This is a genomic window from Pseudomonas synxantha, from assembly GCF_900105675.1.
Taxonomy (GTDB): domain Bacteria; phylum Pseudomonadota; class Gammaproteobacteria; order Pseudomonadales; family Pseudomonadaceae; genus Aquipseudomonas; species Aquipseudomonas synxantha.
In genome coordinates, this window is record NZ_LT629786.1 from 5570624 (window position 1) to 5584532 (window position 13909).

The 13909-nt window shown below is 58.5% G+C and carries 10 protein-coding genes and 1 pseudogene; 6 read left to right on the forward strand and 5 right to left on the reverse strand.

What is annotated here, in order from left to right; translation table 11 throughout:
• Positions 1 to 5: 5 nt before the first annotated feature.
• Positions 6 to 1259, reverse strand: a complete 1254-nt coding sequence (glyA, locus tag BLU48_RS25835) for a serine hydroxymethyltransferase (protein WP_046069843.1) — start codon at positions 1257 to 1259, stop codon at positions 6 to 8.
• A gap of 251 nt (positions 1260 to 1510) precedes the next feature.
• Positions 1511 to 2239, reverse strand: coding sequence for a TraX family protein (locus BLU48_RS25840; RefSeq protein ID WP_057022905.1), 729 nt, complete (start codon positions 2237 to 2239; stop codon positions 1511 to 1513).
• Positions 2240 to 2329: 90 nt separating this feature from the next.
• Here BLU48_RS25840 and BLU48_RS25845 point away from each other — a divergent pair, with 90 nt between their 5' ends.
• Both BLU48_RS25845 and BLU48_RS25850 read left to right on the forward strand, forming a co-directional pair.
• Positions 2330 to 3370: a threonine aldolase family protein gene (locus tag BLU48_RS25845; protein WP_057022904.1), complete on the forward strand. Its 1041-nt coding sequence runs from the start codon at positions 2330 to 2332 to the stop codon at positions 3368 to 3370.
• A 183-nt stretch (positions 3371 to 3553) separates the two neighbouring features.
• Positions 3554 to 3754: a hypothetical protein gene (locus tag BLU48_RS25850; protein ID WP_046069846.1), complete on the forward strand. Its 201-nt coding sequence runs from the start codon at positions 3554 to 3556 to the stop codon at positions 3752 to 3754.
• A 74-nt stretch (positions 3755 to 3828) separates the two neighbouring features.
• Here the strand turns inward: BLU48_RS25850 and BLU48_RS25855 are convergent, their stop codons facing one another.
• Entirely contained in the window at positions 3829 to 5649 is a 1821-nt protein-coding gene (locus BLU48_RS25855) for a flavin monoamine oxidase family protein (protein WP_057022903.1), read from the reverse strand.
• A gap of 270 nt (positions 5650 to 5919) precedes the next feature.
• On the opposite strand from BLU48_RS25855, the pseudogene BLU48_RS25860 reads away from it, so the two are divergent.
• Positions 5920 to 7370, forward strand: a pseudogene (locus BLU48_RS25860) (purine-cytosine permease family protein).
• Positions 7367 to 8176 carry a nitrilase-related carbon-nitrogen hydrolase gene (locus BLU48_RS25865; RefSeq protein ID WP_057022902.1) on the forward strand — a complete coding sequence of 270 codons (810 nt, stop codon included), beginning with the start codon at positions 7367 to 7369 and terminating at the stop codon, positions 8174 to 8176. The pseudogene BLU48_RS25860 and the gene BLU48_RS25865 overlap by 4 nt, the downstream one beginning before the upstream one ends.
• Positions 8177 to 8179: 3 nt before the next feature.
• On the opposite strand, the gene gbcB is transcribed toward BLU48_RS25865, so the two are convergent.
• Entirely contained in the window at positions 8180 to 9280 is a 1101-nt protein-coding gene (gene gbcB / locus BLU48_RS25870) for a glycine-betaine demethylase subunit GbcB (protein WP_057022901.1), read from the reverse strand.
• A gap of 281 nt (positions 9281 to 9561) precedes the next feature.
• On the opposite strand from gbcB, the gene gbcA reads away from it, so the two are divergent.
• Positions 9562 to 10857 (forward strand): glycine-betaine demethylase subunit GbcA, encoded by a 1296-nt coding sequence (gene gbcA, locus BLU48_RS25880; RefSeq protein ID WP_057022900.1) that lies wholly within the window; start codon positions 9562 to 9564, stop codon positions 10855 to 10857.
• A gap of 672 nt (positions 10858 to 11529) precedes the next feature.
• Positions 11530 to 13041, forward strand: a complete 1512-nt coding sequence (locus BLU48_RS32535; RefSeq protein ID WP_057022899.1) for a lytic polysaccharide monooxygenase — start codon at positions 11530 to 11532, stop codon at positions 13039 to 13041.
• Positions 13042 to 13134: 93 nt separating this feature from the next.
• On the opposite strand, the gene etfB is transcribed toward BLU48_RS32535, so the two are convergent.
• The gene (gene etfB, locus BLU48_RS25890) at positions 13135 to 13905 is read right to left on the reverse strand and encodes an electron transfer flavoprotein subunit beta (RefSeq protein ID WP_057022898.1); all 771 of its coding nucleotides are present in this window, start codon (positions 13903 to 13905) and stop codon (positions 13135 to 13137) included.
• Positions 13906 to 13909 lie beyond the last annotated feature (4 nt).

Sequence of the window (13909 nt, forward strand, 5' to 3'; positions counted from 1 at the left end):
CGCGCTCAGCGATAAACCGGGAAATCAGCGCACAGGGCAGACACATGCTTGGCCACGTTGGCCTCGACATCGGCGTCACCGAGGTTGTCGAGGATGTCGCAGATCCAGCCGGCCAACTCAATGCATTGCGGCACTTTGAAACCACGGGTGGTTACCGCCGGGGTGCCGATACGCAGGCCCGAGGTCACGAACGGCGATTGCGGGTCGTTCGGCACTGCGTTCTTGTTAACGGTGATGTGGGCGCGACCGAGGGCGGCGTCCGCCTCTTTACCGGTGAGGCCCTGGCGTATCAGGCTGACCAGGAACAGGTGGTTGTCGGTACCACCGGAGACTACGTCATACCCGCGCTTGATGAACACGCCGGCCATGGCCTGGGCATTGTCGATCACTTGCTGCTGGTAAGCCTTGAAACCGGGTTCCTGGGCTTCCTTGAAACACACCGCCTTGCCGGCGATCACGTGCATCAGCGGGCCACCCTGGGCACCAGGGAATACCGCGGCGTTGAGTTTCTTTTCGATCTCTTCGTTGGCCTTGGCCAGGATCAGGCCACCACGCGGACCGCGCAGGGTCTTGTGGGTGGTGGTGGTGACCACATCGGCGTAGGGCAGCGGGTTCGGGTACAGGCCGGCAGCGACCAGGCCGGCGACGTGAGCCATGTCGACGAACAGCAGCGCACCGACCTTGTCGGCGATGGCACGGAAACGTGGGAAATCCAGGGTCTTGGAATAGGCAGAGAACCCGGCCACCACCATCTTCGGCTTGTGCTCCACCGCCAGGCGCTCGACTTCGTCGTAGTCGATCAGGCCAGTGTCGGTGTTGATGCCGTATTGCACCGCGTTGTACAGCTTGCCCGAGGACGACACCTTGGCGCCGTGAGTCAGGTGACCGCCGTGGGCCAGGCTCATCCCAAGGATGGTGTCACCGGCGTTCAGCAGCGCCAGGTACACCGCACTGTTGGCCGAGGAGCCTGAGTGCGGTTGCACGTTGGCGTAATCGGCACCGAACAGTTGCTTGGCGCGTTCGATGGCCAGGGCCTCGACCTTGTCCACATGTTCGCAGCCGCCGTAGTAGCGCTTGCCAGGGTAGCCTTCGGCGTATTTGTTGGTCAGGCCGCTGCCCTGGGCTTGCATGACGCGCTTGCTGGTGTAGTTCTCCGACGCGATCAGCTCGATATGGTCTTCCTGACGCTGCTCTTCGGCATTCATCGCCGCCAACAGTGCGTCGTCATATCCCTGGATCTGGTCTTGTTTGCTGAACATCGCGTCTCTCCCAGCCTTTCGTATTGTTGAGGCCCGTGCAGGGCCCTTTGATGCGATGGTAGGGCTGGCGCAGGCAGGCCAAATGCCTGCGCACGCCACGCAAAGGTGCGTTTACGACATTCCTTCAGAGACACAGAACAAATGTGGAATAGGGCTTGTGTGGGAGGGGGCTTGCTCCCGATAGCGGTGGGCCAGGCTCTATATGTGCAAGTGATACACCGCTATCGGGAGCAAGCCCCCTCTCACAAGGTTTAGGCGGTGATCTGACGGACGAGTAGCAACAGGAGGAAGTGCAGCGGATAGAGGGTGTAGGCCCAGCGGCGCATGGCTGGCGGTGAGGCGCTGCGGGCGTGTCGCAATAAGACCAAGCCCGCCAATGGCGCAATCAGACATGTCGCCAGGCCCAGCAGCGCCACCGGCGTACCGCTATTGAGCAAAATCTGCCATTGATTAGCCGCTACGCACACTAGTCCCGGCAGCACGCTGAAATACCAGGGCCTGCGAAACACCAGCAACATCGCCAGCGGCAGCAATACACCAAAGAAACCGAACATCAACTGAGTTGAAAATACAGCCGCCATTGTAACGGCGATCAGCGCCAATCCTCGATCAACCAACGCCTTCTGCTGCCAACCTCGGGCAACCAACAGGCCCAGCGCCAGGGTCGGTAACACGTTCAATGTATCGGCATCATCGATAAACATTCGATACGGCACTTCGCTGATCACGCTAAACAGTAGCAACCAACCCAGGTAGCGCCAATGACCGGTCACCGGAGCGCTCCGGAGCCGATGCACATTGGCCGCAATGGCCAGGCAAAACCATGGGAACGCCAGGCGCCCCGGCACATACAGGCCATCCAGGCTTAACCCGACGTAGCGCAGGTGGTCCAGCACCATGCTCAGCAACGCCAGCCACTTGAGCAAGTCCAATGCGCCATCGCGGACGCGTCCTACAGGAGCCGTTACAGTACCGTGCATAATTCCCCAGTGACTTTGCATTTACAGGGCGTGCGCCCTCCTCACAATCTTGGTTAAAGTGCGCACCAACATCGACCACAGGAATGGGCCATGACCGACAAGAGCCAACAATTTGCCAGTGACAACTATTCCGGCATCTGTCCGGAAGCCTGGGCCGCCATGGAACAAGCCAACCACGGCCATCAACGCGCCTACGGCGATGATGAATGGACCCACCGTGCCGCTGACGGTTTCCGCAATCTGTTCGAGAGCGACTGCGAGGTATTCTTTGCCTTCAACGGTACGGCAGCCAACTCCCTGGCGCTGTCCTCGCTGTGCCAGAGCTACCATAGCGTGATTTGCTCGGAGACCGCCCACGTCGAGACCGACGAATGCGGCGCACCGGAGTTTTTCTCCAACGGTTCCAAGCTGCTCACCGCCCGCACTGAAAACGGCAAGCTGACTCCGGAATCGATCCGCGAGATCGCCCTCAAGCGCCAGGACATCCACTACCCCAAGCCGCGCGTGGTCACCCTGACCCAGGCCACCGAAGTCGGCAGCGTCTACACCCCGGAAGAAATCCGCGCCATCAGCGCCACCTGCAAGGAACTGGGCCTGAACCTGCACATGGACGGCGCGCGCTTCTCCAACGCCTGTGCGTTCCTCGGTTGCTCACCGGCTGACCTGACCTGGAAAGCCGGTGTGGACGTGCTGTGCTTTGGCGGTACCAAGAACGGCATGGCAGTGGGTGAAGCCATCCTGTTCTTCAACCACAAGCTGGCTGAAGACTTCGATTACCGCTGCAAGCAGGCTGGCCAGCTGGCGTCGAAGATGCGCTTTTTGTCGGCCCCCTGGGTGGGCCTGCTGGAAAACGATGCCTGGCTCAAGCATGCACGCCATGCCAATCACTGTGCGCAACTGCTGAGCAGCCTGGTATCGGACATCCCCGGCGTGGAACTGATGTTCCCGGTACAGGCCAACGGCGTGTTCCTGCAGCTCTCGGAACCGGCCATTGCGGCGTTGACGGCCAAGGGCTGGCGCTTCTACACCTTCATCGGCAAAGGTGGTGCGCGCTTCATGTGTGCGTGGGATACCGAGGAGGAGCGTGTAAGAGAATTGGCTGCGGATATTCGGACAGTGATGGGCGCGTAAACCGTGATGGATAATGGCGGAAAGCCGAGTTTGTTTTTTGATATTTCTGACAGCAGCGCGTTTGAATTTTGTTGACTAGCCTCTGGTTACCCGCAAGAAGATGCCGCTGCAGAGGCCACCTTTCGGGAACAACTGCCAGCCGAGAAATCGGCCGGAAACGGAAATCCAGCAGAGAGCCAAACCATGGAATATCAAAGCAACGCCAGCATCCTTAAAAGCGACGACACTGCCAGTACCACGGTGATTGATTGGGATGAGTTCAGGACGCACGCAAAGGTCGGGGACACTATCCGCGAGCCGTCCAGGACGTTGAGGATCTACGACAAAGTCTATGAACTGACAGCATCAGGCCAACATTTCGTGGTTCATATCTACGCCCAATAACCCTTAACGCCTAAAGGCCGCGCCGGAGATTCATGGCCTCCGACGCGGAACCGAACTGACGTACCAGCCCTTACTTACAAAGCCTTCGGCTGGAGCGCCGCCCATTCATCGATGGGGCCTGGGTTATTGATAAAGGTACCTCCACCGAACTTCACCGCCAGTTTATTAACCGCGTTCAAGGCAGTGGTCACCGCGCCTTCCCCCCAGCCACCGGTAAAGGACACATCATCCCCAGCAAGAATGAACCCATCGGGACTCGGGCTATGCACATCGTTCATAAACTGGGAAAACAACAGGCGCTGGTATTCGTACTGCCCTGGCAGGTTCATTTTGAAGGCGCTTAGAAAAAACGGCTGCTCTTCCCAATTGATTTCGACAAATGGGTCTGTCATGCCGAACTCTGCGCCAAGGTCTAGCTGATGGTGGGCATACACCGAGTCCAGCAAGGTTGAACATACCGCCACATGGGACGGCAACGGCGCGGCACGGTCACCCAGGAACTTGAGGCTGTCGTCATTCCAGGCGTAAGACAAAAACATCCCACTGCCCTTGTACGAACCTTTACTCGCAGCGTAGTCCAGCAGATAGGTGCCCCGGGTAATTCGATCCGACAACGTCACACTCATCTTGTGTTGGTGATCCGTTCCGACATCGGTCCAGAAAGGTCGCTTGGTTTGCGCAAATACCTTGGCCGACTGCATGTAGTGGGTGTACATCACCGCTTCCCATTCTTTAGTCGACAAAAGGTCATTCATCTGACTGAAGCGACCGGCACCATCCATGTAACGGAATTTGTCCAGTATCCGCTTGTGGGGGGTATAGACCACGGCGGGGAAGACGTATCGGCTCTCAGTTTTCTGGACATGATCATAAATCCACACGTCGAACTGATCGTCCTCTGATCGCCGTATGATTTGCCGCACTTCTTGATTCAACATCTGCGGAATGACTTGAGCACTCAGACTCTCGACAGTAGTTCCCGCCGGCCAGTGGTCCATGCTGTCGCCCATCGTGTCCGGGCTACGTGACAACAACCGGCGCGGCAGCTCACTGGAGCCGTCGTACATCAACTTATGGTTGGTATCCAGGCCTGTGTACAACACCCGCAGCACCTCCAGAAAACTGTTCGGGTAGTCGGTATTCCATCCCCCGGTACCAAAACCGATCTGGCCGAACAGGTCGATATCCTCGCGACTCCATTTTGCCTGCTCCACCATGGCCGCAAAGAAGCTCAGGTTGTCCCAACCTGCGTCCAAAATGGCGTTCCACAGCGTCTTGATCTTCGCCTGATCAATGCTTTCCTCGGACATTGCCGCTTCCATCTCGCGGAAATTGATCGGCTGTTGTTCCAGGAAAATATCGAACAATTTACGTTCGATTTCGACATATTTATCGGGCAATTTATCGCGTTCGTAATAGACCTGTTGCTGCTGGTAATCGACCACTGTACTGGGCGTGGAAGCCGCGCCCGGGTTGGGAAAGTCAGTCGAATTGGCTGACATGCCAACCTTGTCGAAATAGTGCATCAGCGCCTTGCCGGAAACGGGAAAACGCATGGCGCCCATTTCACATATAACGCTGTTGCCGGGGTCCTGCGGATCACCTGTCACATGGGAATAGAACCGCCCACCAATACGGTCACTGGCCTCCACTATCACGGGGTGCAACCCCATGCGCATGGCTTCATAAGCCGCCACAGCGCCGGCTACTCCCGCCCCCACGATAAGTACCTGGCGGCAACTCGTACTGCTGGAAACCCGCCCCAATGGCCTGTCGTCGCTGACGGCCTGATTGAGAAAACGGGAGTAATGAAAGGGGAAGTCTGGGATAAGCGCTGTGACATCTTGGGCCAACAAACGCGCGGCACCTTGAGAACGAGAAGGAATAGCAGACATGTTGATCATCCTTGGTCTGTCAAAGGACGTCCGCCTACTTCTCCACTGCAAAGGGCGACTACGACGAGTTCGGTCTTCAGCGTAGACGCTTGTAGGAAATCTCTCTATATCAACTAGAAATAAAAGGTACGTGCGTAAGGCAAGCCCTGCTTAGACTGGACTTGCGCAATCAGTTCAGAAATTCCTGAAGTGATTATTTGCGAATGCCGATTCAAATGTACTTTTGCTTACAAGACTCTCCGTGGTCTCACTCAATAAAAACAGACCGTGATATCTATGAACACGCCCCCAGAACGACCAACTGCTGCGTCTTCCACCACGCTGAAAGTTGAAACCCGCTCCATTGACTATGTGCCGCGCCATGAACGCCACGGCAAGGTTTGGCATCAAGCGCCGTTCTGGTTCACAGGCAACTTCGTACTGACCACCATGGTCACCGGCTTTACCGGCGCGGCGCTGGGCCTGAGCCTGATGTATGCGATCCTGGCGATTGTCATCGGCGTGTGCCTGGGCACCTTTGCCATGGCCTTCCACGCCAATCAAGGCCCACGCATGGGCTTGCCGCAAATGGTCCAGTCGCGGGCACAATTCGGCTTGCGCGGGGCAATCGTGCCCTTTATCGCAGTGGTCTTCGTGTATATCGGCTTCAACGTCTTCAACGTGATTCTCGCAACAGACGCGATCAACACCGTGCTGCCCGGCGAGCGCGCCCCCTGGTACGCCTTGATGATCATCCTGGCAGTGATCATTGCAGTAGTCGGCCACGACCTCCTGCACACCGTACAACGCTGGCTGACCTACGTGATGATCAGTGTTTTCACCGTACTGACGGTGGCTGCTTTGATGAGCCTGCAAGCCGACTCGGCGGTGGTGGGCGCGCACTTTTCCTGGTCAGCCTTCTTGATTCAACTGTCCGCCGCCGCGGGCTACCAGATCAGCTACGCCGTGTACGTGTCGGATTACTCGCGCTATCTGCCGCACACCACGCCCACGCGCAGCGTTGTCACCTGGACCTACCTGGGCGCCGCCGGCTCAGCGCTGTGGCTGATGTCATTGGGGGCTTTCCTCGCGTCGGCCCTGCCCTCTCCGGATGCTATCGCCAGCGTGCAGGCCGTGGGCAACCAAGTGATACCCGGCTTTGGCACCTTTACCGTATTGATCGCGGTGCCTGCGCTGGTGGGCATCATGGCGGTCAACTGCTATGGCGCCATGCTCACCGGCATCAGTGCCATCGACGGCTTCATCTCGATCAAGCCGCGCCTCAAGAGCGAATCATCGGCATCAGCTTGGTGGCCGCGGTCATTTTCGTGATCGCCCTGAGCATCCCGGAGAGCTACCTGCACAGCTTCAATAACTTCGTCCTCTTGATGCTGTATTTCCTGGTGCCTTGGACGGCGGTAAATCTCGCGGACTACTATGCTGTACGCAAAGGGCGCTACGCAATCAGCGACCTGTTCAACCCTGGCGGCATCTACGGTCGCTGGTCGAGCGCCGGCCTCACCGCGTATTTCCTCGGCATCGCGACGATGGTCCCGTTCATGTCCCTGGGCTTTTACCAAGGCCCGGTCGCACTATGGCTGGGCGGTGCCGACATTGCATTCGTGGTTGGCCTGGTGGTCTCGGCGGCGACCTACTGCATCATGACCCGACGCCTCGATCACTCCCGTGAAGCCCGCGCCGTGGAGGCCAGTGAACGGCTGTTGGAAGGAGAAGAGTCATGACATCGATAACGGTCGTTTGCCATCAACTGGCCCCCCGTATTGGCGATCTTGATTACAACCGGGCGCTCAGCGAAAGCGCAATCCGTGGCGCAAGTGGGGCACAGGTCATCGTCCTGCCCGAACTGATGCAAAGTGGTTACGCCTTCGATAACCGAGGGGAAGCCCATGCGGCTTCCGAGACAGATGACGGCCCGACCCTGAGCCTATGGCGCGCCTTGGCCAGTGAACTGGATATCATCATCGTCGCCGGCTTCTGTGAGCGCCTGAGTGCTGGACGGGTCGCCAATAGCCTCGCGTTGATCCAACCCGCAGGCCGGCTGACGGTGTATCGCAAAGCCCACTTATGGGACCGGGAAAAGCTGATCTTCACGCCCGGCACCGAACCACCGCCGGTCGTCGAAACCAAGATCGGCCGGGTCGCCGCGATGATCTGCTACGACTTGGAACTGCCTGAGTGGGTGCGCCTGGCCGCCTTGGCCGGCGCCGACCTGCTGTGCGCCCCGGTGAACTGGCCGGACGGTCCACGCCCGGCCGACGAGCGACCGGGGGAGATTGTTCGCGTCCAGGCCAATGCTGCAGTCAATCGCATGTTCATTGCCGCCTGTGACCGCTACGGCGAGGAGCGCGGTATAACCTGGGTGGGCGGCTCGCCCATTGTCGATGCCAACGGTTACCCGTTGGCCGGCGCAGTCTCCCATCAGAGGGAACAGCGGCTAGTCGCTCAACTGCCTCTGGCCGAGGCCAGAGACAAGTTCATCAGCGAGCATAACCACGTTCACCAGGACCGTCGGCCGGGCTTGTACTGAGCATCAAAATTCAATGCGCACATCCCCCTTCGGCACACTGCAGCACGACAGGATATAGCCCTCAGCTTCGTCTTCCTCGGTGATCCCGCCGTTGTGCTCCATCTCCACCTCGCCGCCCAGCTTCATCACCTTGCATGTCCCGCAGATGCCCATGCCACAGGCCTTGGGAATCAGCAGGCCGAGCTTGGCGGCCGCGGCGTGCACCGTTTCACCCGGTGCTACACGAATGCTCTTGCCGGAGGCAATGAACTCCACCTGGTGAAGATCCGCCAAGTCGATCTCCGGTGCATCCGCCGCTTGCTCGGCTTGCTCCACTGCATCGGCCCGCGCTTCCGGCGGGGTCGCGCCAAAGGACTCTTCGTGATAGCGCGCCATATCGAAACCAGCGGCTTCGAGCAGGCGCTTCACCGCGCTCATGTAGGGCGTCGGGCCGCAGCAGAACACTTCGCGCTCGAGGAAGTCCGGCACCATCAGTTCCAGCATCTTGTGGTTCAGGTAACCACGGTACCCGGCCCAAGGCTCTCCCAGACCATGCTTTTCGCAGATCAGATGCAGACTGAAGTTGTCGATCCGCGACGCCATGTGCTCCAGCTCGCGGTGGTAGATGATGTCCTTGGGCGAGCGGGCGCTGTGAACAAAGGTCATGTCGACATTCGCGTTGGTGTCGTAGAACCAACGGGCCATGGACATGACTGGGGTGATACCGACGCCGCCGCTGAGGTACAGCACTTTCGGGCTGGGAAAGTCGATGGCGTTGAACAGCCCCACCGGGCCGTGCACCGCCAGCTCCTGCCCTTCATGCAGCGTGTCGTGCAGCCAGTTGGAGACCTTGCCGCCCGGTACGCGCTTGATGGTCACCGAAAAGCTGTAGGGCACCGAGGGCGAACTGGAAATCGTGTACGAGCGCATGATCGGCTGGCCGTCGATCTCCAGCTCCAGGGTGACGAATTGCCCGGGCTTGAAAAAGAACAGGATCGGCTGGTCAGCCATGAAGCAGAAGGTGCGCACGTCCCAGGTTTCCTGGATGACTTTGACGCAACGGACGATGTGTCGACCATTGGCCCAGGTCTGGGTGGTTACCGGATTCAGGAAATTGCTAGACATGTTGTTCTCCACCGCCGACGTCGGCCTTATGGTGGCGATTCTGCGTAACGCCGGGGCCACCCATTTACCTATCTGCGACATTCACATACTTACGGCGACCAGCCCCCAACTACCGGGGGTTGCGCGTCGGGATCAGATTGGGCCATGTCGCCCATGGATAAGGTTCGACGCAACGCCGGGCCCACACTCGCTCCCAACAAAGACGCTTTCTTTACGCCTTGCAACGCAACAACCGTAGCCACTTATCCCGGCCACACAGAATGGCCACGAGGACACATACGATGGACGTCACCGCAACCTTAAGCTTGGGCGATCCGCTGGAACCCGCACGCAAGGCCACCGCGCAAATGCTGCACGAGCGCGAGCGCACCTTTTCACTGCCGCAGCCGTTTTACTCTGATGAGCGGTTGTTTGATATCGACATGCAGGAGATCTTCCAGAAAGAGTGGTTGATCGCCGGCATGACCTGCGAAATCCCTACCAAGGGCAACTACCTGACCCTGCAAGTGGGCAAGAACCCGATCATCGTGATCCGTGGCGCCGACGGTGTGGTGCATGCGTTCCACAACGTCTGCCGCCACCGTGGCTCACGCTTGTGCACCAGCGACAAGGGCAAGGTCGCCAAGCTGGTCTGCCATTACCACCAGTGGACCTACGAGCTGGACGGCCGCCTGCTGTTCGCCGGCACCGAGATGGGCGCCGATTTCGATATGAAGCAGTACGGCCTCAAGCCGGTGAACGTGAAGACTGCCGGCGGCTACATCTTTATCAGCCTGGCCGAGAACCCACCGGCCATCGATGACTTCCTGTCGACCCTGAATCACTACATGGAACCCTACGACATGGAAAACACCAAGGTGGCGATCCAGACCACCTTGTTCGAAAAGGCCAACTGGAAACTGGTGCTGGAAAACAACCGCGAGTGCTACCACTGCAACGCGTCGCACCCCGAACTGCTGAAAACCCTGCTGGAGTGGGACGACGTCACCGACCCTCGCGCCGACCAAGCTTTCAAGGACCATGTGGCCGCTTCCGCCGCCGCCTGGGATGCCGAGAAGATTCCTTACGCCCACGCCAGTTTCGGCCTGCGCAACCGTATCGTGCGCATGCCGTTGCTCAAGGGCACCGTGTCCATGACGCTCGACGGCAAACAGGGCTGCGCCAAGCTCATGGGCCGTATCAAGAACCCGGACTTGGGATCGATGCGCATCCTGCACCTGCCCCACTCCTGGAACCACTGCATGGGCGATCACATCATTGTGTTCACCGTGTGGCCGATCAGCGCCCAGGAAACCATGGTCACTACCAAGTGGATCGTGCACAAGGACGCCGTGGAAGGCGTGGACTACGACGTGGAGCGCATGCGCCAGGTGTGGGACGCCACCAACGACCAGGACCGTCGGCTGGCCGAAGAGAACCAACGCGGCATCAACTCCACCGCTTACCAGCCTGGCCCATACTCCAAGACCTATGAGTTTGGCGTGGTGAATTTTGTGGATTGGTACAGCGAGCGCATGTTGAACAACCTGGGCGCCGCTCCAGCGCCGTACCTCAAAGGTGTGGCAGCACACGAGTAACTGACACGCCGTAGATCAAATGTGGGAGGGAGCTTGCCCCCTCTCACATTAAAATCCGAGCCGTTCAAAATTTGACCAACAATAGCCAAGCCCTCTGCGGTTGGGGCCTCCAGCGTTCGCCCAACAACTTATCCACAGAGGCACCCACAGCTATTGTGGGCAAGTGCCTGGTGCAGCCCAAATTAAATCAAGAAAATCCGTGACTTATTCATTTTTCCGAGTTCACACAACACCTGATCACTTATTGATCAACCCTTTGAAACCATTGATCCACGTGGCTTTCAGAGGTACGCGAACACCTTATCCACAGAACCACCAACAGACTTTGGGGGCAACTTTCGCAGTGCTGTGGAAAACCATGCCAAAGCCTCATGAATTGGGCTGTCCAGCGTTTTCAGTGGGCAAAAAAGCGCATCTGGTTAAATTTCGACCATCTCAGCCAAGCCCTTGTTATATAAGGCCTGTAGCCAACAACGAACATCTTACCCACAGCCAGGCTCACAGCGTTTGTGGGTAAAAATTATTGCTCGATGCGTTGTACAAAACGCCCTCTGTCTCGCAGCTCATCTACACTCATTGGGCAGCCATTGAACCAATGGCGCAGGAGTTGGTGCACACATCGATCGTTCCAGCAGTTCGGAACTTACCTATCTGAATTGAAGGAGCGCGAGCATGAATATACTCACGAAAAAACTTGGCACATGGGCGCTGGCAGCAATGTCTCTGCTACCGCTTGTAGGGTGGACGCACGGGGCGCTGGACATTCCGCCGTCACGCGCAGTGAACTGCCAGGCAACCGGGGGCTACTGGCAATCCGAGGATGGCTCCTCCATCGTCGACAGGGGTTGCCGAGAATCCGCCAGGATATTCAACACCCCCGCCGGAAAAGTATTTGCAGCCCAACAATGGAATGAAGTCGCTCATATTCCTGGCATCAACAATCCCTCGCTGGATCAGATCAAGGCCGTGATCAAGGATGGACTGATCTGTTCTGCGAATGACCCTAGAAAAGCCAGCCTGGACCAACCTACGCCCTACTGGACCAAGGCGGATGTCATTCCCGGCCATTCATTGACCATGCGTCTGATCGGTACGGCTCCCCACGTGCCCAGCAAGTTTTATGCTTTTGTCAGCAGGGCCGGCTTCAATACGGCCACTGACACGCTGAAATGGAGCGATCTGGTGCAGTTGGGCCAGGTCGAGACGTTCACTGTCGCCAGGACAGACTGGCAGACGCCACCCAAGATAGCGGGGGCAGCAGGTTTCTTCGAAATTACCAGAACGATTCCAACGGGCCTATCGGGTAACGGCCTGATCGTCGGTATTTGGGTAAGGAATGACCCGAATGGAGAGTTTTTCATCTCGTGTGCGGATGTGAGTTTCCAGGGAGGAAGCATACCCGAGCAATTTCACAATATCGGCACGTTTATCGCCGCCGAGATGCAGACCCTGAAGCCAGGCGACTCCGTACACTTCCGCATCTTTGATAACAAAGGGGAGAGAAAGGAGCTGGTGGATATCACCCATAAGATCACCACGGCTAATTTAGCGCCCGCCAAATGGGGCAAGGAAATAGCCGATAAAGTCGATCCTGCCATTGCCAGAATTGGCGAGCGACATGGCCAGGATATCGTGTTCAACCAGCAAAACCCGCTGATCAACGCGACGTTTGCCACGGTAAAAGATTACAGCCAGGCGATGTCGATTATTGCCGGGCAAGATCCAGGCCCGGTGGATCCGGCGCCACCGGTGGCACGCATCACCGGCCCGACATCCCTGAAATCGGGGCAAGCCTTTACGTTCAGCGGTACGCAATCGACTGGCGCCAACGGCCCTGTGCGTTATGAGTGGGCAGTTCCGGGCATGACTGGCGCAGAAGACGCCGCGACCGTCAGCGGCAAAGCCCAGATGGTTTCCGAACCGACACCGCTCAAGGCAAGGCTGACGGTTAAAGACCAGGAAAATGGCAAAACCGACACGGCTGAATTTGGCTTTACCGTTCTCCCCGCAGACCCTGGACAGTACCCGCCCTATGTGCCGGAAGGTCTACACGAAGCGGGCAAAACCTACTCCCATCAGGGTAAAAATTATAAGTGCAAACACGCCCCGTGGTGCTCAGGGTCGCCACGATATTACGAGCCCGGCGCGGGCCTGGCCTGGCAAGAGGCGTGGGACGAGCAATAAGACACGTATCCCCGCCTCACTACGCCGCACAGACCGTGCGGCGTTTTTTTGCCCTGTATCACTTGAATGCGGCACCTGCGTTCCCCTCACTGCTCAGCGAACCACGCCCTCCTCAAGCAATAATTGGAGAATCGCCTGGGCGCCCTCTTCAGCGCTGACGCCCTTGAGCACTCGTCCGCCGCCACCGCTGGCCTTGGCCGTGGCTGCCTTCATGCGGTCGGCGCCGCTCTTGGCCTTGATAACCTTGAGCCGCTTGGGTCGCGGCTTGGCTGGTTGCAGCTGCGCCCCTGTGAATAACTCATCCTGTTCGATCTCGACTTCATGGGCCGCCAGCTCCCCGCGCTGCGCCGGGCCGTAGGCGCTTTGGCGTGGTTTGGGTGCGGCGTTATCCACCGTCGCGAGAAACGGCAGGCGCACCTTCAGGCGCCGCCGCTGGCCACGGGGCAACGCTTGCAGCACATGCGCCACGCCAGCCTCGATGGATTCCACCTGGGCCAACCCTACAATCAGCGGCCAACCCAATTGTTCGGCCAACAGGAACGGCAGCATGCCCGAGCCTTCACCGGTTTCGGCCTGGCTGCCGGTGAGTACCACTTGGGCACCAGCATCGCGCAGATACTCACTGAGTATCGGCAAGGCATCGGAGCCTGGCGGTTGTTCCAGTACCTGCAGTTGCGCCAGGCCCATGCCCAGGTAGCTGCGCAGGGTCGGTTCAGCGATGTTGCCGGCGTGCAGCACCTGCAACTTATCCCCAGCCATTTGCAGGCCCAGCTCGACGGCACGCGCATCCTGCTCCGCACGGCGCGGACGCCCGGAAGTGGGGTGGGCGCCGATGGATACCAGGCTGATAACATTGCTTGTCATGGTC